The 20501-nt window shown below is 42.5% G+C and carries 16 protein-coding genes and 1 pseudogene; 6 read left to right on the top strand and 11 right to left on the bottom strand.

What is annotated here, in order from left to right; genetic code table 11:
- Nucleotides 1-170: 170 nt before the first annotated feature.
- The 4 genes and pseudogenes from A8F95_RS20845 to A8F95_RS20835 all read right to left on the bottom strand — a co-directional run bounded on the left by A8F95_RS20845 (nt 171) and on the right by A8F95_RS20835 (nt 4610).
- Nucleotides 171-2270: a methyl-accepting chemotaxis protein gene (locus A8F95_RS20845; RefSeq protein ID WP_065412306.1), complete on the bottom strand. Its 2100-nt coding sequence runs from the start codon at nt 2268-2270 to the stop codon at nt 171-173.
- Between the two features lie 277 nt (nt 2271-2547).
- Complete coding sequence (locus A8F95_RS20840) at nt 2548-3516, bottom strand: methyl-accepting chemotaxis protein (RefSeq protein ID WP_065412305.1); 969 nt, start codon at nt 3514-3516, stop codon at nt 2548-2550.
- Between the two features lie 24 nt (nt 3517-3540).
- Nucleotides 3541-3591, bottom strand: a pseudogene (locus A8F95_RS23345) (hypothetical protein); the annotation flags it as partial.
- A 26-nt stretch (nt 3592-3617) separates the two neighbouring features.
- Nucleotides 3618-4610 carry a cache domain-containing protein gene (locus tag A8F95_RS20835; RefSeq protein ID WP_245671478.1) on the bottom strand — a complete coding sequence of 331 codons (993 nt, stop codon included), beginning with the start codon at nt 4608-4610 and terminating at the stop codon, nt 3618-3620.
- A 477-nt stretch (nt 4611-5087) separates the two neighbouring features.
- Here A8F95_RS20835 and A8F95_RS20830 point away from each other — a divergent pair, with 477 nt between their 5' ends.
- Both A8F95_RS20830 and A8F95_RS20825 read left to right on the top strand, forming a co-directional pair.
- Nucleotides 5088-5714, top strand: a complete 627-nt coding sequence (locus tag A8F95_RS20830; RefSeq protein ID WP_065412303.1) for a hypothetical protein — start codon at nt 5088-5090, stop codon at nt 5712-5714.
- A gap of 100 nt (nt 5715-5814) precedes the next feature.
- Complete coding sequence (locus A8F95_RS20825) at nt 5815-6606, top strand: TIGR00266 family protein (protein WP_065412302.1); 792 nt, start codon at nt 5815-5817, stop codon at nt 6604-6606.
- Between the two features lie 62 nt (nt 6607-6668).
- Here A8F95_RS20825 and wrbA read toward each other — a convergent pair whose 3' ends face one another.
- Nucleotides 6669-7280 (bottom strand): NAD(P)H:quinone oxidoreductase, encoded by a 612-nt coding sequence (gene wrbA / locus A8F95_RS20820; protein WP_065412301.1) that lies wholly within the window; start codon nt 7278-7280, stop codon nt 6669-6671.
- A 262-nt stretch (nt 7281-7542) separates the two neighbouring features.
- Between wrbA and A8F95_RS20815 the strand changes: the two genes are divergently transcribed.
- Complete coding sequence (locus A8F95_RS20815) at nt 7543-9507, top strand: DUF2207 domain-containing protein (protein WP_065412300.1); 1965 nt, start codon at nt 7543-7545, stop codon at nt 9505-9507.
- 38 nt (nt 9508-9545) lie between these two features.
- Here A8F95_RS20815 and A8F95_RS20810 read toward each other — a convergent pair whose 3' ends face one another.
- Nucleotides 9546-10769 carry a multidrug effflux MFS transporter gene (locus A8F95_RS20810; protein ID WP_065412299.1) on the bottom strand — a complete coding sequence of 408 codons (1224 nt, stop codon included), beginning with the start codon at nt 10767-10769 and terminating at the stop codon, nt 9546-9548.
- Between the two features lie 163 nt (nt 10770-10932).
- On the opposite strand from A8F95_RS20810, the gene A8F95_RS20805 reads away from it, so the two are divergent.
- A complete protein-coding gene (locus A8F95_RS20805) occupies nt 10933-11925 on the top strand; it encodes a LacI family DNA-binding transcriptional regulator (protein ID WP_065412298.1) in 993 nt (330 codons plus the stop codon).
- Between the two features lie 693 nt (nt 11926-12618).
- Here the strand turns inward: A8F95_RS20805 and A8F95_RS20800 are convergent.
- The 3 genes from A8F95_RS20800 to A8F95_RS20790 form a co-directional block, all read right to left on the bottom strand.
- Nucleotides 12619-15282 carry an MMPL family transporter gene (locus tag A8F95_RS20800; RefSeq protein ID WP_065412297.1) on the bottom strand — a complete coding sequence of 888 codons (2664 nt, stop codon included), beginning with the start codon at nt 15280-15282 and terminating at the stop codon, nt 12619-12621.
- A 3-nt stretch (nt 15283-15285) separates the two neighbouring features.
- Entirely contained in the window at nt 15286-15732 is a 447-nt protein-coding gene (locus tag A8F95_RS20795; RefSeq protein WP_065412296.1) for a MarR family winged helix-turn-helix transcriptional regulator, read from the bottom strand.
- A gap of 129 nt (nt 15733-15861) precedes the next feature.
- Nucleotides 15862-16470 (bottom strand): flavin reductase family protein, encoded by a 609-nt coding sequence (locus tag A8F95_RS20790; RefSeq protein WP_065412295.1) that lies wholly within the window; start codon nt 16468-16470, stop codon nt 15862-15864.
- Nucleotides 16471-16602: 132 nt separating this feature from the next.
- Here A8F95_RS20790 and A8F95_RS20785 point away from each other — a divergent pair, with 132 nt between their 5' ends.
- On the top strand, nt 16603-17355 hold the full coding sequence (locus A8F95_RS20785) for a MerR family transcriptional regulator (protein ID WP_065412294.1): 753 nt from the start codon (nt 16603-16605) through the stop codon (nt 17353-17355).
- Between the two features lie 41 nt (nt 17356-17396).
- Here A8F95_RS20785 and A8F95_RS20780 read toward each other — a convergent pair whose 3' ends face one another.
- A complete protein-coding gene (locus A8F95_RS20780) occupies nt 17397-18164 on the bottom strand; it encodes a vWA domain-containing protein (RefSeq protein WP_065412293.1) in 768 nt (255 codons plus the stop codon).
- A 221-nt stretch (nt 18165-18385) separates the two neighbouring features.
- Here A8F95_RS20780 and trhO point away from each other — a divergent pair, with 221 nt between their 5' ends.
- Nucleotides 18386-19351: an oxygen-dependent tRNA uridine(34) hydroxylase TrhO gene (gene trhO / locus A8F95_RS20775; RefSeq protein WP_065412292.1), complete on the top strand. Its 966-nt coding sequence runs from the start codon at nt 18386-18388 to the stop codon at nt 19349-19351.
- A gap of 50 nt (nt 19352-19401) precedes the next feature.
- Here trhO and A8F95_RS20770 read toward each other — a convergent pair whose 3' ends face one another.
- Nucleotides 19402-20442: an NAD-dependent epimerase/dehydratase family protein gene (locus tag A8F95_RS20770; RefSeq protein ID WP_065412291.1), complete on the bottom strand. Its 1041-nt coding sequence runs from the start codon at nt 20440-20442 to the stop codon at nt 19402-19404.
- Between the last annotated feature and the right edge of the window lie 59 nt (nt 20443-20501).

Here is a 20501-nt window from a genome sequence, read left to right as displayed (position 1 = left end):
AGTTGTTAATTTTCGCTCCAGGCGGACGCTTTCCGCTACAATCAACTATATTAAAAAAACAACATTTACCTTTTATAGAGCCAAAACAATAAAAACTCGGAAGATTGGACACATCATCGTGTGAATCTTCCGAGTTTTTGTTCTGTCATTCACTTGTTTTTAAAAGACCATTACACTTTAAAACGGCTAACTACTTCTTTTAATTCTCCTGCAATGTTATTCATCTTCTCTGTCGATACTGCGACTCGTCCCATTTCCCTTTTTTGTTCGGCAGCGGAAGCGCTGACTTGTTCAGCAGAGGCGGCCGTTTCTTCTGAAATAGCCGATACACTTTGAATCGATTCCATCGCTTGTTCTTTATACTCCATCATCTCGTCTAACTTTGTGGATAGCTCGGCAATCGATTCACCTAGTTGTTTGGCTAGTTGGGCATTTTCCTTAAACGCCGATTCCGTGCTGACAACGGACTGGTTCTTCACTTCGACTAACTCAATATTTTTTGTAATGATCGCAACCGTTTGTTTTGATTCTTCTAATATTTCCTGAACCGTTTTTTGAATAACATCTGTTTCCTGGCGTGATTGCTCTGCCAGCTTTCTTACTTCCTCCGCTACAACGGCAAAGCCTTTTCCATGTTCTCCTGCGCGGGCCGCTTCAATGCTCGCGTTCAGAGCAAGCAGATTCGTCTGTGCAGTAATACCATGAATAGAAGCAATAATCATATCAATATTCGCGATTTTATTCGACAGCGTCTGGATCTGTTGTTGGACCTTTTCATTCATCCGATCGGTATCTTTATTGTGTTCACGCAACAATTGGACCTGGTCCATTCCTTGCTTCGTCGACTGCCCCGCCTTTACCGACAATTGATTCATGCTGTTGGATAGAGCAGCTAACGAATCAATTTGCTCTGACAGATCTGCTATTCGTTGATTCACATCTTCTGTGTCCATGGACTGTTGGGAAGCACCTTGGGCAATTTCGTCAATAGCCGCTGATACCTCTTCACTCGCAGCTGACACCTCTTCAAATGCTTGGTGCACTTGGGAAGCAGAATCATTTAACTGCACAGAGGAACCTTTTACAACATTTATAGCTTGATTTGTTTTATCGAGCATATCATTGAAAGCGGAGGCTACCATCCCAATCTCATCCTGGCGAATGTGTGACGGATCCACTTTTCTCGTCAAATCACCGGATGCGGCTGTTTCAATTGACTTTCTTAAGTAAACCAAAGGCTTTAACTGCCTGTGAATGAATAGGGATGAAGCAACTGCCATCAAAATAATCATTAATACTGCCGCTACGATTGTTAAGAGTAAAATGGCTTTAAAAGTCTGTAAAATACTAGACTTTGGTACGACCGTCTGAACGGACCAAATCTCATCAATTCCTTGAACTGATACAGGAGCAAATGTATTAAATGCTTTTTCTTTTAGCTGCTTTGAATCGACATATAGAGTAGAGGTTTTCCTCTCTCCTAAATCAGATCTAATCTTCTTCCAATCCAACGCTTCTTCTATGTTTGTCCCAATTAATTTTTCATTAATACTGTTAGCTACTACAAAACCTTGGTCAGTGACGATACTTGCGTAACCGCCATCCGGTTTCATGCTTCTCACTACATCATTCAAGAATTCAATGGAAAAGTCAGCTGTCATGACTCCAATAAATTTATTTTCTTTTGAAAATAAAGGCACAGAAATGGTCGCCATTGGAATGGTCTCGCTTCCAGCCTCGTAATCGTATGGTTCTGTTAAAATCGGCCGTCCTTCTTTCTTAGGGATTTGATACCAGTCTCCGTCCCCCTCTGTCTCATATCCATTGATTGCCTCGGTATGAATAGTATCTCCTTCTTTGTACAAGTAAGGGATAAAACGATGCTGCTGATCGATTAGCGTTTTATTCATCGTACTCTCAATAGGAACTGAATTGCTTTCAAGTATGAGCCCCATGCCAAAAATATTCGGGTTTTCGGTAAGGTTCTTCTCGACCATCTTTAAAGCAGATTGTGCTGTCATCTTTTTTTCATCATTTAAAGCTTCGAACATATGCTTTGCAGTCATTAATGTTTTGCTTGTGTGTTCAAAGCGCTGGCTTAGACCAGCTGCATATAATTTCGCATGTTCATTCGCATAATTTTCCGAATCCTCTACGCTTTTATTGTATAAAATGGTATTCGTCACAATAGAATACACTACAAAAAGCAATAAGAACAAACCGATAACCAATCCCGACAGTTTCCATGCAATACTTTTTGTTTTTCTCATCTTCCTCATCCTCTTCGCTCCCTTTCCATAAGCTGCCCCATCATTTAATCGGCTAAGTCTAAAAATAGTTAATAGGTCGGAATACTTTTTTACAAAAATAAGTATAAAATTAACATTTAGTTGTTTACTTAATAAAATTAGTTAAAATATTTATAATACTCCAATTTTTGATTAAGTCGAAAAGCGGCTCAAAACAATAAAAATCGGAAGATTGAACACATCATCGTGTGAATCTTCCGATTTTTTGTTCTGTTATTCACTTGTTTTTAAAAGACCGTTACACTTTAAAACGGCTAACTACTTCTTTTAATTCTCCTGCAATGTTATTCATCTTCTCTGTCGATACTGCGACTCGTCCCATTTCCCTTTTTTGTTCGGCAGCGGAAGCGCTGACTTGTTCAGCAGAGGCGGCCGTTTCTTCTGAAATAGCCGATACACTTTGAATCGATTCCATTGCTTGTTCTTTATACTCCATCATCTCGTCTAACTTTGTGGATAGCTCGGCAATCGATTCACCTAGTTGTTTGGCTAGTTGGGCATTTTCCTTAAACGCCGATTCCGTGCTGACAACGGACTGGTTCTTCACTTCGACTAACTCAATATTTTTTGTAATGATCGCAACCGTTTGTTTTGATTCTTCTAATATTTCCTGAACCGTTTTTTGAATAACATCTGTTTCCTGGCGTGATTGCTCTGCCAGCTTTCTTACTTCCTCCGCTACAACGGCAAAGCCTTTTCCATGTTCTCCTGCGCGGGCCGCTTCAATGCTCGCGTTCAGAGCAAGCAGATTCGTCTGTGCAGTAATACCATGAATAGAAGCAATAATCATATCAATATTCGCGATTTTATTCGACAGCGTCTGGATCTGTTGTTGGACCTTTTCATTCATCCGATCGGTATCTTTATTGTGTTCACGCAACAATTGGACCTGGTCCATTCCTTGCTTCGTCGACTGCCCCGCCTTTACCGACAATTGATTCATGCTGTTGGATAGAGCAGCTAACGAATCAATTTGCTCTGACAGATCTGCTATTCGTTGATTCACATCTTCTGTGTCCATGGACTGTTGGGAAGCACCTTGGGCAATTTCATCAATAGCCGCTGATACCTCTTCACTCGCAGCTGACACCTCTTCAAATGCTTGATGCACCTGACTAGCCGAACTATTTAACTGTAAAGATGATTGTTTTACTGTATTTATTGCTTCATTTGTCTGAGTGAGCATATCGTTAAAAGCCGTGGCCACTAAACCAATTTCATCCGGCCGAATTTCAGATGGGTCAACCTTATTTGTTAAATCCCCCGATGCAGCTGTTTCAATTGACCTTCTTAATGACGTTAACGGCTTTAACTGCTTATGAATAAACCAAGATGAAGCAGTANCACCTGACTAGCCGAACTATTTAACTGTAAAGATGATTGTTTTACTGTATTTATTGCTTCATTTGTCTGAGTGAGCATATCGTTAAAAGCCGTGGCCACTAAACCAATTTCATCCGGCCGAATTTCAGATGGGTCAACCTTATTTGTTAAATCCCCCGATGCAGCTGTTTCAATTGACCTTCTTAATGACGTTAACGGCTTTAACTGCTTATGAATAAACCAAGATGAAGCAGTAGCCATCAAGCCGATCATAAGCACAGCAGCCGCAATCGTTAAGAGCAGAACTGCCTTAAATGTTCGGAGGATACTCGATTTTGGAACGACTGTTTGTACAGACCATGTTTCATTGATTCCTTCAATAGATATAGGAGCAAAGGTATTGAATGCTTTTTCTTGCAGCTGTTTTGAGTCTACATAGAGGGTAGAAACTTTTCTGTCCTCCAAACGAGACTTAATCATTTTCCAATCAACTGCATCTTCCATATTCGTTCCAATTAACTTTTCATTGATACTGTTAGCTACTAAAAATCCTCTATCTGAAATAATACCCGCATAACCGCCATCTGGCTTCATATTTTTCACTAAGTCATTTAGAAAATCAATGGAAAAATCCATTGCCATAACCCCAATAAACTCATTTTCCTTAGAAAACAAAGGGACAGAAATCGTTGCCATGGAGATTGTCTGACCTCCAGCCTTGTATTGATAAGGTTCAGTGAAAACAACTCTTCTCTCATTCTTGGGTATTAAATACCAGTCACCGTCTCCTTCACTTTCAGACACCTGTATAGCCTCAGTTTGAATAGAGTCTCCCTCTCTATACGAGTAAGGGACAAAACGACCCTTTTCATCAATTAGTGCTCTATTTACCTCCCCCTCAATAGGTACGGTGTTGTTCTCAAGCAAGAGTCCTATCCCAAAGATATTCGGGTTTTCCTTAAGATTTTTTCTAACCATCTGCAAAGCCGTCTGGGCGGTCATCTTGCCACTATTATCTAAAGACTCTAACATATGCTTCGTAGTCAATAAGGTATTATTCGTTTGACCGAAGCGCTGGCTTAGTTCAGCTGCATACAGTTTGGCATGATCGTTTGCATACTTTTCTGAATCTTCCACACTTTTGTTATATAAGATCGTACTTGTAACAATTGAATACACCAGAAACAACAGTAAAAACAGACCAATAATCAAGACAGACAGCTTCCACGTAATACTTTTTGTCTTTTTCACCCATCCTACTCCTTTCTTTATAAACCATGTTTTCTCTTTTCTTTAATCGGCGCCATTACATGATAATTAATAGTTCGAAAAATTTTTTTGCATCCAAAGACCTATTTCCTATCATTATGACTTATACACCACCTTTCCTCAATCATACTTTTTTGATATATAATGGAATATAAAAACAACAAAAGCATTTTAAGGGGAGAACAAATGAGACATTTAATAAAGCGAGGAATTCTTCTCATCTTCATTTTGTTAGTCACCGGATGCAAAGAACAAGCACCGTCAAGTACGAAACTGACTGTTGAGCCTTATCTGTTAACTGAAAAAGAAGAGGAACTAATCAGCAAAACGGACGCAGCGAACACTAAGTTTTTCAAACTAAATGGCACCTTGAAGAAAGGAGACGCTATTCAGTATGCAATCGCGCTATACGAAAAAGGGAAATTCAAACAAAACCTCCTTTTGTCGTTTGGAGAATTGGAGAGTAGATTTCAAGATGAGATCATTTCTTTCGGCACGAGCGACATAGGCACAGACAATCAATCCCTTAAACTACTTGAAGGAGTGCCAAACGGGTTAAATACAACCGAATTTGAACACAGCATGACAAGCTGGTCGTTCAGCAATTTCATTGGTGATAAGATAACTTTAGAGAAAAACAAACCAATCTATTTAGCTGGCTGGTCCGGCACAACCAAAGATAGTATGCGATCCCTAAGCAGCGAAAACGGGGAGCTTCCAGAAGGGATCAAGGAAACAGAAATTGCCTTGCTGTACAAGATTGAATGGACAGACGCCCAAGAGCCTAAAAGTACAGAAGATGCAGCTAAGTAAAAAAGATCATTATTTTCCCTTCTTTTACAAAATATTTTTAAAACGACGAAACCTTTTTTATCACTAGCCGTACTACCTGTTGTGAAAAGGAGGAATTTTGATGAATAACCATGAAATTGATTACAAAATTTATGGAGATGATATGCAATTTGTCGAAGTCGAGTTGGATCCGCAAGAAACTGTCATCGCGGAGGCTGGCAGCTTAATGATGATGGAAGACGGCATTGAAATGGAAACCGTTTTCGGCGATGGCTCTTCTGGTCAGGGCGGCGGATTAATGGGGAAGCTGCTTGGTGCAGGTAAACGTGTCCTAACTGGAGAAAGCTTATTTATGACGATGTTTACGAATGAAGGACAAGGAAAAAAACATGTTTCCTTTGCTTCTCCTTATCCAGGTAAGATTATTCCGATGGACTTAAGTGCTCTAAACGGAAAAGTGATTTGTCAAAAAGACGCTTTTCTCGCAGCTGCAAAAGGCGTTTCTGTTGGTATCGAATTACAGCGTAAACTAGGTGTCGGCTTTTTTGGCGGCGAAGGGTTTATTATGCAAAAGCTTGAAGGTGACGGCATGGCATTTGTCCACGCTGGCGGAACGATTCACCAAAAGACATTAGCTCCGGGCGAAGTATTGCGAATTGATACAGGTTGTCTCGTTGCGATGACAAGTGACGTTCATTATAGCATCGAAGCAGTAAAAGGTATTAAAACAGCCCTATTCGGCGGCGAGGGCTTATTCTTTGCGACGCTCCGCGGTCCGGGAACTGTTTGGGTTCAGTCCCTTCCATTTAGCCGCCTCGCAAGCCGCGTCTTCGCGGCGATGCCACAGAACGGTGGTGCCAAAGGAGAAAGCGGCATCGGTGGGCTATTTAACATGTTCAGTGATAACGATTAATTGTTTTTAAAAAAAGAGGTATCCGAAAAATAAAGATTTTCGGATACCTCTTCTTCTCTCTTTTATTGCATTCCACTTTTTATTGCTTGAGCTACTGTCACCGTTCGTTTTGCCTGGTGCTTCACAGCTTCTTCAACGTTTTCTTTCATGTTGCCTTCCTGGTCGACGGAAACAGAGGTACCATAAGGATTTCCTCCAGCAGCAAATACTGCTTCTCCCGTATAGCCAGGCGCTGCAATAATCGCTCCCCAATGATACATCGAAGTATACAATTGTAAGATTGTCTGCTCTTGGCCGCCGTGTGCATTTTGAGCAGATGTCATCGCGCTCACTACTTTGTTTGCTAACTTTCCTTTAGCCCATGCCCCGCCTGTTGTATCTAAAAATTGTTTCATTTGACCAGGCACGTTTCCGAAACGAGTCGGTATACTAAAGACGATCGCATCTGCCCATACCAAGTCATCGACCGTTACTTCAGGCACATCTTTCGTTTCTTCATGATGGGCTTTCCAGGCAGCATTCGATTCAATCGCCTCAGGCGGAGCTGTTTCTGGCACCTTTAATAATTTTACTTCAGCACCTGCCGCTTTGGCCCCTTCTTCCGCCCATTTCGCTAATTGATAGTTTGTTCCAGTTGAGCTGTAATAGACAATAGCTGCTTTTACATTTGTCATGCTTTTAGTCTCCTTTCTCTCTCGTTATTCACTAGCTAAAACACTCCATAGTCTTGACTTATTGTCGACCAACTATTCTCAGCATTACCCCACTGGCAAAAATCTAAAACGATTGAATTCGACTAAAGAGAGTTGGTGCAGCAGCTAGCACTAGCCCTTATTTCCTGTTTCTTCTCGAATGAAGCAGTTCCTTCGCTCCATTTTCTATTTCCAGTAGTGTGTTATTATTTGGAATTAATGAAAGAGTTTGTGAGGTGAAAACTTGAAGAATATTCGAATCATCTTGATGACCATGCTATTTTTTTTAGCTTTTAGCACGCCCGTTTTCGCTGACTCTTATACAATCGATAAAGTACATATTCGCGCATGGATCCAGCCGAACGGCGACTTGCTTCTAAACGAAGTGTTTAAGTATACGTTTAAAGGAGACTATCATCGGGTTAGACGTTCGATACAGACAGATCATCACGAGGGAGTAACCAGCTTCTACGCATACGAACTCTTAAATCCAGATGCCGAACCAGGGTTTGTAAAGGAACAAGATTTACGAGCACTTAAGGTTACACAAGAAGACAACAGTTATTACGCTGCCCTCCCCGCCGAAGACGAGGAAAAAACTGTGTTCTTCGTTTACCACCTAAAGGATGCAGTAAAATCCTATGAAACATACAGTGATCTTGTTGTCCCCTTTTTTGGAACTGGCAGCAATCACGATCAAGACCTGCATGACGTAACGATCGACTTTGTTTTCCCTGAGGAGATAGAACCTGGCCATTATGATGCTTTTCTGCATGACCGGGAAACAGGAAACATTCAAAAGGACCGAGTAGTCGTACGCTTTACCACACCGATCTCCCCGATGTATTCTCTTACGGAAACGAGGCTGCTGTTTCCCTCTTCCGTCATGACCGAACAGAAAAAAATAGCGGCTCCTGTTTCGCTTGAAAAAGCAATTGAACAGGAAAAAACGCTAGCAAAACAAATGGCTAGAAATAAACAAAAACGGGAACAGCTGCAGCACGCACTACCTTACCTGACGATTGTGATGGGGGTGGGGTGCCTTATATTGATGACCCTTTCACTCCTGCGGCGTCTAAGAAGCAGTGGCAGTATGAAGGAATTACTGCACACTGATCCATTAGTGCTGTACTTCATCCATCGCCTTGGAAAAAAAGATCGTTACGGCTACTTTGCTGCTTTGTATTCACTCGTTGAAAAAGGGGCTGCTAAAGTGAAGCTTGATAAAACATCAAAACGATTTCAACATGATCCTGAGGCTCCCGATTATCAGCTCTTATTTACACTAAAAGACACATCCGTTTCACTTAAGCCCCATGAAAACAAGCTGATCTCCTGGCTTTTTAAAAAACTAGGAAAGAAAAGCAAGAATTCCTTCTCGATGATGAATGCAGCAGGAACAACCAAAAAAGAAAAGGATGAACAGCGGCAGCTGCTCGGTTACCAGGGAAAACAGCTGTTGTTTAAACAAGGAGAAAAAGAATGGTTGGATGCCGCCCTTCACCATATGAAAGCAGAAGGACTAATGAGTGACAAACTCATCCGCCTGCTCGTTCCTTTATTGCTGGCTATAGTGTTTTCAGTTGTTCTTTACAGCTACATGCTGGATTCTCTTTCTAAAGGGGCGATGCTCACTTATTCAATCATCGCAGCCATACTATTTTGGCTTGCTTGGCGAAATCCCGCAAAGAGATGGCGATCACTGCTCTTTTTCTTTGCGTCATTTATTGCAGCTCTCATGCTTTATGACGCCGCTTTAGTAAAACAGGTGGCTATTTTGATCCCTGCCGCTGCTTTGCTGTACCTCCTAACACCGCGAATGACCTTATCAAGTGAAGCAGCCATGCTTTACGAGGATATCCGGCAGTTTCGCAAGCAAGTTAGGAAACAAGGACTGCCGCTTCATCTACCGGAAGCAGAGCTGGAGAAATGGGCGGTTCGTTCATTAATTTTAAAAACTCGGCAATCGCGCTCTTCATTTGGAGAGATAGCCGCTGTGAAAGCAGACTTATTCTCATTTGCCCCTCTCGCTTTTCTTTTATCTGAAGATCATGATCCGGTTTCTTATTTAGAAAATACGTGGAAATGGAGCAAAGCAGTCAGCACTGACAGCTCATCCGGAGGTGGGTCCTATGATAGCGGCGGCTTTTTCAGCAGTGATAGCGGCGGTGGTGGAGGAGATGGCGGTGGTGGAGGCGGTGCCGATTAAACCAAAAAGTCCGGAAAGCAGCTGCTTCCCGGACTTTTTTAGCTATTTCTCCGGCACAGAAAGAAATAAGCAAACAGTGCTGCCAAATGACAGATAACCATGATGATTCCCATTGGCAATGTTGTACTCCCAGCCCCAATGCCAGCTAATGGAGCGGCGGCAGAGCCAAAAATATAAGGCATGAGGCCAAGGAATGCGGATGCACTTCCCGCCGTTTTTTCCTTGTTGTCCATCGCCAGTGAAAAACATGTTGTTGATACTACTCCTACACTTGATACCGCAAAAATCAATGGAATAAGGACAGCGATCAAATGAGCCCCTGCTGCAAGCATACAAAGCAGCAGCGTGCTTCCTGAAAACGCCATAAAAAGGCCAGCCTTCAATAAAGTGGATTCGCTTATTTTCCCAGCGAGCCGGCCGGTAACCTGAGTAGCGACGACAATTCCCAAGCCATTTACAGCAAAGCACAGACTAAAAGCTTGCGGGGATAATCCAAAAGAGTCTTGCAATACAAATGGTGAACCCGCTATATAAGCAAACATAGCTGCCATCACAAACCCTTGCACAAGACAATAGCCCATGAACACTTTATCGGTCATTAATAGTTTAAACGTTAACAGTGTTTGTTTTAATCCCCCTGCCGATTTGCGCTCGATGGAGAGGGTTTCCGGCATACCCGAAAAAACAGCAAACAGCGTCACCACCCCCACTATGGCCAGCACACCGAATACTCCAGGCCAAGACACGAAAGAAAGCAGCTGCCCGCCAATCACTGGTGCAGCAATTGGCGCCACCCCATTCACAAGCATCGTCAAGGCAAAGAATTTCGTCAGTTCCGAACCGGAATAAAGATCACGAATAACTGCCCGCGAAATAACAATTCCCGCTGCAGCTGCCGCACCTTGAACAAACCGCATCGTGATCAGCCCCCAAATAGAAGGCATTATAATACATAGAATAGAAGCAGCAGTGAAAATCATAAGACCCGCCATCAGCGGCTTTCTTCTTCCGTTTGCATCACTCAACGGCCCCGCGATGACCTGACCAAAAGCAAGGCCAATTAAAAAAGCGGTCAAGCTAAGCTGAGCAACGGATGCTGAGGCATTCAAATCATTTGCCAAAATGGGCAAAGCCGGCAAATACATATCCACCGATAACGGACCAAATGCTGACAGCGATCCAAGCAAAAGAATCATCCATAACCGATTAGGCTGTCGTATCGCCTCCTGTCGCGGCAATGGTTGCAATGCAGATTGTTTCATTCACTCTCCTCCTCTTCCTCATGACAGCAGTTACGTCATTTTTTTCCATCATACACCATGTCATTGTTATACACTAACTGCCCTGATTATGACTCCTTCTTCCTGACTATTTTCAGAATGGTGTATAATAAGGACGAACAAACAGCGAAACAGGGGTGACGAAATGAAAACGATCGCGGATATTGCCAAGCTGGCAGGTGTTGCTAAAAGTACTGTATCAAGATACTTAAATGGCGGTTCAGTCAGTGAAAAGATGAAACAACGGCTTGAAGCTATTATTGAAGAAACTGGGTACACGCCAAATACTTTTGCGCAAAGCCTGAAAGCAAAAAGAACAAACATGATCGGCACCATTGTCCCCCACCTTGATTCTTATGAAATATCCCAAACGTTGACGGGCATTGATAATGAACTGCGAAAGTGGAATTGCCACATGCTTGTTACGAATACAAATCAAAATATAGAGCGTGAAATTGAAATTCTTTATATGCTGGCAAAACAAAGAGTCGCCGGCATTATTTTGTTAGCACCGCAAATTACGGACGCACATTTACAGGCATTTAACGAAATAACTGTTCCCGTACTTTTAGTCGGCCAGCAGCACGAAGAAGTGCATAGCCTTGTCCATAATGATGAAGAAGCCGGTTATGCCATTGGAAAATATATTATTGAACAAGGCCACCGCCGTCTAGCCTTTTTAGGTGTGGGCGAGGAGAATGAAGCAATTGGCATAAAAAGAAAAGAAGGCTTTAAACGAGCCGTTAGAGAAGCAAATGGCTGTGAAGTCCACTTTTTCGAAACCGGCTTTACAATGGAGGAAGCAGCAGAAGGAGCCTTAGCCGTTTTTGAAGGCTACTTCCCTTCTGCCCTTATTTGTGCAACTGACGATATTGCGATTGGGGCGGTGAAAGCTGCCTATAAAAAAGGGATGCACGTGCCCGCAAACATATCCGTTACTGGATTCGGCGGTTATGCGATTACAAAAATGATGAATCCCGCTTTAACAACTGTCAAACTTCACTTTATGGAAGCTGGTGAAACAGCTGCCCGAAATATCATTAAACTGGCGAATGGAGAAGACATTCCTAAGCTTACTTATTCTAATTTCGAGATCATCGCAAGAGAAAGTGTCGACAAACGATTTGTCCCTGGCTGATCGCTGCATTCATTCGATGGGTTATCCATACACTCCGAGGAAACAAGCAACCATTCTATTAAAAAAGAATTTACGCTCCTTTAAAGCCGGCCAGGGCTTATTTTTATCCACCTTTTCGGAACCGGTTCCTTAATTTTGGAACAAAAATCGCATTTTTACACTATTTTAGGGAACCGGTTCCAAATTGAGTAATATTAAGGCTTTTTAGATTGCCGAACCAGCTCACATTTCCTCTTTTCTCCCTGTCTATAAATGTTGGATGTTTGAAGCGATTAGACAGATCTTGATGTTTTCTTTAACAAAATTCGACAAGGTGATTCTAGGATTCTTTATTCTAAAATACTAATGGTATTGCGTGATAATGTTGCCGACTGAACCTTTATAAATTTTTATGCATATTTTATGCATAAACCTATTTGTATCAATACTTCTCCCGCTGGAGATTTTGCCCTTTTTTCTTCTCTCCCTCTCTAAAAAAACTGGAAATCAAGACTCTATTTTTGCTTATTCCAGCGACTTTTCACCTCTTTTTTACGTGATTTACCGCAAAATATTTTTGCTATTTTTCACAATTCGACTTTTGACTTTTTTCATTTTTGGTCATTTATAAAGCAGTCAGTTGATCTAGTTAAATTAAAAAAGCCGCCTGGCAGTCATTCTGATCATGACTCCAAACAGCTTTTCTTTTTTCCATTATGATGGTTTCCTTTTAAATGGCCACCAGACTCCGTTATTAAAAGAAACTGTAATAGCGGGAATGAGAAGCGGCAAAATAATTAAGCCATATAGCAGCAAACCAGTAATAACAATCGTAGCAATTTGCACCAGACTGAGTACACCGGATGGCATCATCGCTCCAAATGTACCAGCGAGAATCACAGCTGCAGTAATAATAACCGTTCCCATTTTAGCCATTGATTTTGCCATTGCCTGTGGCACCGTCACACCATCCGCCGCTTCTTCACGGAATCGATCAAGCAGGAAGATGGAATAATCCACTCCAAGGGCTACAAGCATCACAAAGCCAAAGAATGGGACCGCCCAGCTGATGCCGTCATAACCAAGTCCATTAACGAAAATCAACTCTGCCACCGCGACAGAAGTGAAATAAGTTAGCAGTAACGAACCGATCATGTAAAGCGGCATAATAACGGAGCGGAATAAAAGGGTTAAAACAACAAATAAACTAACAAGCATAATCGTGACAGTACGTGTAAAATCATCAGATGCAATCTCTTTTAAATCACTGTTCATACTGGATACTCCGCTATAGGCCGTTTCAGCTTTTTCAAAAGGAGTTCCGATTGTCGCACGCTTAACTGCTTCTTTTACTCTTTCGACCGACTGAATCGCCTCAGATGAATACGGATCGTCGGAGAGAATGACTTCAAACAACACACCCGTTTGATGATCGATCGTATACCGATCTAACACTTGTTCAAAGTCTTCATTTTCAAGTGTTCCCTTTGGAATAAAGATGCCTGTATCGCGCAGACCTTTTGTTTCACTCATGTCCGTCATCATGGAAGCCACAGTTTGCAATCCTTTTTTAATTTCGGATAGCCCGCTATTTGCAGCCCCGACACCTTCAGACAGCTTTGTTAATCCGCCCTTTAGCTCGCTGATTTGGCCTGCTGAGTTTTCCAGCTGGCCGGCAGCCTGGCCGATTCCCTGCTGTACTTGGCCGAGCTGTTGCTGAAGCATGCCCAGCTGCTGCACAGTTTGCGGGATGTTTTGTGACTGCTGAAGCCCTTGTGAAACAAGGCCAATTTGTTCATTAATCTGTCCAAGCCCCTTAGCTGCTTCCCCAAGTCCACCCGCTCCGGCAGCAGCCTGATCTCCAGCAGGCAGCTGTTTCGTCACGTCATTAAGCCCGTTTTGTACTTTCGTTAATCCGCCTTGAACCTCTCCAAGACCTTTTTGCGCTTTTGTCAAACCTTCAGCCAGCTTTCCGAGCTGCTGATCTACATATAAATCTTCAATAACCTTGCCAGTCGGCCGAGTGATCGCTCTAACTTCCTCGACACCCTTCACTTTTTCGATTTCTCGGCTAATGGATTCTACATACGGGACCGTTTCTTCTGTTACGATGTCTTTCTCTTCTTTTAAAATAACCTGCACCGGCAGGGAATCACCTTTCCCAAATCCCTTTTCAATCGCATGTAGCCCTTTGACAGATTCATAGCTGCTGCCAATCTCTTCTACGGTATTATAGGATTGTTCATTGTTGTACGTAAAAAGCAGCGGCACAGTAACGATTGCGACGACAAGCATCGATAACAGCGGCCGTTTAACGGATAAAGAACTCATGAAGATCCACAATTTACTGTCATGATGAGCGGCTGATTTTTTCGAAGGCCAGAATAATTTGTCTTTCAGCACCGCCATAAAGAACGGCATAATCGTAAATAACACAAATAGCAATACAATGATTCCAACAGCTACCCCCACAGCTGATTTAAAAATAGGAAACTGTGCAAACCCGATAGCAGAAAATCCGATAAAGACTGCTAACCCGCTGATTAAGAGCGTTCTTCCTGCTGTTTTGTACGTGTTTACGATCGCATCCTCGACTGTATGCCCAGCAACCAGCTCTTCTTTATACCGGCTCAGTAACAAAATACAATAATCTGTACCAATACCAAAAAGAACGGCTACTAAGAAAATTTGCGTATAGTTGGATACCGGAAAACCGAACCAATCAATAAAAAAAGCGACAAAGGATTGGCTAAGCAAATACGTAATACCGACAGCCAGCAACGGGATAAATGGAGTAACGAGTGAACGGAATACCGCTAATAGCAAACCAAAAATCAGGACAACGGTAATAACCTCTGTCCGTTTTAGTCCTTCCTGGGCACTCACATTCACGTCATGATTAATAATCGCTTCCCCTGTTAAATAAACAGTCCGGTCTTTCGGCACGACCGTCGAACGGATCTTCTCTGCCAGTTTATTAATCTCTTCATCTGTGCCGTCCACCGTAATTGGAACGAGCACTGTTTTTTTATCTTCTGAAACAAGCTGCTCTTCCAAGTCTTTGTTTTCAAAAGGATTGAGCACATCTTTTACAGGAGCGCCTAAATGATTGAGATTCTCCACTGTTTTTGCAATGACTTTCCTGGAGTGATCATCCAGCTTCTCCTTTAACGGAAAGACGAGCGATATCGTATTTTCTCCGGCTCCTGCTTTTTCTAATATCTCAGCAGCCCGCTGGGAATCAGCCTCTTTCGGCAGCTGAAACGTGCCTGCGTCCTCCGCCTGCTTTGTTAAGTTAGGCGCCAGCATAAAAAGAACCGCTGTCAGGACGAGGATCACCGCCATAATCGGCCATTTCCATTTGATCACACTTCTCATTCACTACACTCCCTTCACTTTTAAAACATCCTTCAGTTTTCGGAATGTCTTAACAAATTGTTCGATCTCCTGCTCTTCCACCTCATCAGACAATAGCTGCTCAATATAGTCGTACAATACCTTGTCTGACTGCTCAACAATGGCCCTTCCTTCCTCTGTTAATTCCACAAGCTTTGTCCGCTGATCTCCCTCCGCTTTCACCGTCCGGATCAGTCCGTTTTCATCTAGCTGCTTTAAACGGTGAGAAATCGCACTTTTATGGACCCCTTGCATCGCTGCTAATTGGCCTAAAGCGATAGGACCATGTTTATTAATAATCTTCAGCGATTGCATCTGTTCCGGTGAATACTCACGCCAGAGCGGATTATCGACCGATTTGATCACCCGCTCCGTTCCATAAATAATGACTTCCTCAAATAATTCCACCGCTTCTCTTAATTGCTTTTTCACATTAGTTGACCCCCTAAACATTATATAAGTTTAGGGGGTCAACTAATGAATGTCAATTTAAAAGTTTGCTAACGAAAAAGGTCTCTTCAAAGCCGCTGCTAGCTGACTTTTAAAGAGACCTCTTCCTCATTATTTTGGTCTTTCTAAAGAGAATATTTCGCCTATTTTTGCATAATCAGCACCCGCTAACCGGCTGACAGCTTTCAACTCACTGTAATCAATTTTTCCCTCTTTATAAATCTGTTCATCAAAATGAAAAAGAACGATTCTTCCAATTAAGAGATCGCTGGATGGCGCCTCTCCCCCTCCTAATTCTAAGGCATGCTCGAGCACACATTCCATCCGAACACCCGCCTCTTGAACACCTGGCACGGAAATTTTTAGACTCTCGACCGGAGTTAAGCCTGCTAGCTCAATCTCACTTTCCTCAGCTGGAAGAAGGGCTGCTGTCTCATTCACCTTTTCCACATTGGACTCTGTTACAATGTGAACAACGAATTCCTTCAACTGAATAGCATTGCGGGCGGTATCTTTTTGCTTTTCTCCAATTCTCTGGATCGCCAAAGATACCATCGGCGGATTGGCGGATATGATGTTGAAGTAACTGAATGGGGCACCGTTTAACGTTCCCTTTTCAGTTTTCGTCGTCACAAAGGCAATGGGTCTTGGCACGATGCTCCCAATTAAAAGTTTGTAATTATCCTTTACACTGTTGGATGCTGGATCAATGGAAATCAATCTAACCCTCTCCTTTAAAATGATTTCTTTTTCTATCTGAGTGCTTAAAAAAATAAATGATAACTCTCGAATTTGCCGTTGACTCTCTCGTTACGTCATACTTTATAGTACACATATAAGGGAGGCAATCACATGGTAATGAAGATTAAAGAAGTCGCGAATATAGCCGGAATTAGTGTGCGCGCACTACACCATTACGATCAGATCGGCCTGTTGTCCCCGACTAATACGACAGAAGCAGGCTACCGCCTTTACACAGATGATGATCTTGAATTACTGCAGCAAATCTTGTTTTTTAGAGAGATCGGCTTCCCTTTAAAGAAGATAAAAGAAATTATTTATAGCCCTTCATTTGATCGCCAGGAAGCGTTAGAATTGCATCAAAAAATGCTGGTCGAGAAACGGCGTCGGCTTGATCAAATGATTGCCACTGTCGAAAAAACCATTCAACATATGAAAGGAGACATTCCGATGTCAAACAAAGAAAAGTTTGAAGGCTTTGATTTTAGCGAAAATCCTTATGAACAAGAAGCACGAGAACGCTGGGGAGATCAAGCGGTAGATGAATCAAACGCTAAACTAGCAAACATGTCGAAAGAAGAGCAAAGTGATCTCTCTAAAAGCATGAATGCGATTTATACGAAACTTGCCGCTCTCCGCCATGATCCGCCTCATTCCGAAGAAGCCCAAACAGCTATTCAGGAATGGTACGTTTTTTTAAATAAGATGGGAAGCTATTCGCTTGATGCTTTTAAAGGGCTCGGCCAAATGTATGTCGCTGATGAACGCTTCACTAAAAACATCGACCAATTCGGCAAAGGGCTTGCTAAGTTTATGTGCGAGGCAATGGCTATTTATGCCGATACACATAAAAAGCAGGATTGATAAATAAGGCAGCGTTGGATTCATGATCCAGCGCTGTGCGTTTATCTATTGAACAGCCTGCTAAAAAACCCTTTCTGTTCTTTTTGTTCAGGTGCTGACTCGGGTTCCGGCTCTGCTGCTGCCACTTCTTTTACAGCATTTTCTACTAAAATCCCCTTCTGTTTCGCTTCCTGCAGCCAGCTTGGAAATTCATTTAAGAGCGCATCATAAAGCTCGTCATCAGAGATTTTTTCGATTTCTTCGATATGAAGGAAGTTGGCATTGTCTGTCACTCTTCCTTCTAACGTGTCGAGCTTTCTCAAAAAGTCAAAGTTGCCGTTGCCAATGCCGACAAACTGCCAGAATAACGGCTTGTCTGCTGATCCTTCAATAAGCGACTTAATATTTTTCCGACAGCCACCGTCATTAATGAACACAATAAAAGCTGGTTCCTCTGCAGGCTCCTCTTGCAAATACTTTGTCAAAACATCTTTCATAACAGGCAGCTCTTCATTTCTGCCAAATTTGTGCACACTGTCGTTATGTAAAATTTCACGGTCAACATATCCGTCAAAGTCCTTCTCTGTTACTGGATGAAGCCGGGAAAATTCGTTGTCGTATACCCAAATATCAAGCAGTCCATCATCATCAAATTCGGCAGCTACAGCTAAAATCCGTTCCACCACTTTTTGAACTGTGCCATTTTTATAAAGCGCCCTCATCGACCCGGTAATATCAAGCACCAAACCGACACGTGCTGTCACTGTCGTTAATTGCTTTTTTTCGAGAACGACTTTCAAACTTTTTTTCTGCAGGTCAATAGTACCCATTTTATTCCTCCATCTACTTTTGTTAGTATAGTTATTATTCCATTATAATTATACAGAATATTTCGCCTCATTTAAACCAATAGCTGCTTGGCTAATTGAAAAAACTAACATTTGCTATCTTGCTGAAAAATTGTTTAAATAGTAATGTATGTTTAAAAATAAAACAAAAGACTCTTTTGTTTTTCACGATAAAATTATTTTAATAAAAGGCGGTAAGAACATTGATTACCACAAAACCATATAGAGTTTTATTGTATTACCATTATGTTTCTATAGATAATCCGGAAGAGTACGCTGCCAAGCATTTGGAGTTTTGCAAAGAACTTGGATTGAAAGGGCGCATTTTAGTTTCTCATGAAGGGATCAACGGAACCGTATCAGGAACTGTGGAACAAACAGAGAAATACATGAGCGAAATGAAAAAAGATCCTCGCTTTGCCGACATGGTATATAAGATTGACGAGGAGGAAGGCCATGCGTTTAAAAAGATGAAGGTTCGCCCGAAGAAAGAGCTTGTGACACTTCGCTTAGAGGAAGATGTGAATCCTTTAGAGCTTACTGGGAAGTACTTAGAGCCTAAAGAATTCTTTGAACAAATGCAGCAAGAAGACACCGTTATTCTCGATGCTCGCAATGATTATGAATATGATCTCGGCCACTTTAGAGGAGCCATCAAACCGGACATCCGAAATTTCCGTGAGCTTCCGGACTGGGTTCGTCAAAATAAAGAAAAATTAGAGGGCAAAAAGATTTTAACGTACTGCACAGGCGGTGTCCGTTGTGAGAAGTTTTCTGGCTGGTTGTTAAAAGAAGGCTTTGAAGATGTTGGCCAGCTGCATGGCGGAATTGTCACTTACGGAAAAGACCCAGAAGTACAAGGCGAATTATGGGACGGACAATGTTATGTATTTGATGAACGCATCAGTGTTCCTGTTAATCAAAAAGAACACGTGATTGTCGGCCGCGACTATTTCTCCGGAGAGCCTTGCGAGCGCTACGTGAACTGTGCAAATCCGGAATGTAATCAAAAAATTCTAGCCTCAGAAGAAAATGAACATAAATATTTACGCAGCTGCTCTCATGAATGCCGCGTCCATCCACGCAACAGATATGTCGCAGAACATGGAATTTCGGAAGAAGAATGGCAGGAAAGAGTCAAACAGCTGAACGAGCAGCCACAACAATAAAAACCTGAGGGTGTCCCAAAAGCCTACTTTTGGAACACCCTCTTTTTATTTTATAAAGCAGGATGTACTTGTTGGTGCCACGCTTGCAGGAGTTCCTGCTCCCTCTTTCTGCTCATTCCGGCTTTGCGCTCTTCATCAGAACGAGAAGTTTCCCATTCTAATACGTCTTTGATTGTATTAGCAAGCGGCCGGAAGGTTAATCCCTTCTGTATCGCTTTTGTATTATTGACAGTAAAAAAGCCGTTCCAAGGCTTTTCCTCCCCCGGCAAAGGATAGTCTTCCGGAAGCCAAAGCGGCATCTCTCCCCACGCTCCTACTTGGTGATGCTCTAAAAATCCCTCTGATACCCAGGTAAACACCGCATCACTTTGACTAGCCCGCTTGCATTCTGCTAACAGTTCTCCCATCGTTAAAAAACCTTCTGGACCGTTCGCATTAAACGTACCGGTGATGTTTTTTTCTATACAGGAAATAATCCATTTGGCTAAATCTTGGGCATCAATAAGCTGTATAGGACGCTCAGGGCGCCCAGGTGCGAGAACTTCTCCGCCCTCTGCTACACGTTTCACCCAGTACGGGAGCCGATCCGTATAATCATACGGTCCGACAATTTGGCCAGCACGTACAACCAGCACTTTTCCCGGCAACTTTTGTTCCGCTGCCTTTTCACTCAGCGCTTTTAATGGACCGTAATATTCATATATAGGCCCTGCTGTCTCCCCTGTAATCTCTTCTACTTTATCGTAATCCATTGTTAGTACGGCATCCTTCTCATCCAAGCCTGGCTTTGCCATATCTTCGTAGACGGACTGACTTGAAATGTATGTATAGTGATCTGTGTGCTGAAGCATCTGGCACGACGCCTTAACCGCTCTCGGAACAAAGCCGCACGTATCAATCACTGCATCCCAACGCCGGCCTGCAAGTGCCTGCAGATCTCCGTTACGGTCACCTACTAGCTGCTCCACCCCATTTATTAGAGCTGAATGGCTGCCCCGGTTAAACAATGTTACCCGATGTCCCTTTTTTAGAGCCTCTTTCACTAGAAATCTGCCAACAAAACGCGTACCCCCCAAAATCAAAATATCCAATTTTCTCCCTCCTTTACTTTAGCGTATTCGCCGGTTGCCCAAATATCTCTTTTTATTCT

It is taken from the genome of Pseudobacillus wudalianchiensis, from assembly GCF_001685015.1.
Classification (GTDB): domain Bacteria; phylum Bacillota; class Bacilli; order Bacillales; family Domibacillaceae; genus Pseudobacillus; species Pseudobacillus wudalianchiensis.
Note: the sequence above shows the minus strand (reverse complement) of the source record. Positions and strands in the feature narration are given on the sequence as shown.

Bases quoted from the DNA above. Each gene is read 5' to 3' on its own strand.
- A8F95_RS20845 (WP_065412306.1), bottom strand. From the start codon at position 2,270: ATGAGAAAAACAAAAAGTATTGCATGGAAACTGTCGGGATTGGTTATC.
- A8F95_RS20830 (WP_065412303.1), top strand. From the start codon at position 5,088: ATGAGACATTTAATAAAGCGAGGAATTCTTCTCATCTTCATTTTGTTA.
- A8F95_RS20825 (WP_065412302.1), top strand. From the start codon at position 5,815: ATGAATAACCATGAAATTGATTACAAAATTTATGGAGATGATATGCAA.
- wrbA (WP_065412301.1), bottom strand. From the start codon at position 7,280: ATGACAAATGTAAAAGCAGCTATTGTCTATTACAGCTCAACTGGAACA.
- A8F95_RS20810 (WP_065412299.1), bottom strand. From the start codon at position 10,769: ATGAAACAATCTGCATTGCAACCATTGCCGCGACAGGAGGCGATACGA.
- A8F95_RS20805 (WP_065412298.1), top strand. From the start codon at position 10,933: ATGAAAACGATCGCGGATATTGCCAAGCTGGCAGGTGTTGCTAAAAGT.
- A8F95_RS20800 (WP_065412297.1), bottom strand. From the start codon at position 15,282: ATGAGAAGTGTGATCAAATGGAAATGGCCGATTATGGCGGTGATCCTC.
- A8F95_RS20785 (WP_065412294.1), top strand. From the start codon at position 16,603: ATGGTAATGAAGATTAAAGAAGTCGCGAATATAGCCGGAATTAGTGTG.
- A8F95_RS20780 (WP_065412293.1), bottom strand. From the start codon at position 18,164: ATGGGTACTATTGACCTGCAGAAAAAAAGTTTGAAAGTCGTTCTCGAA.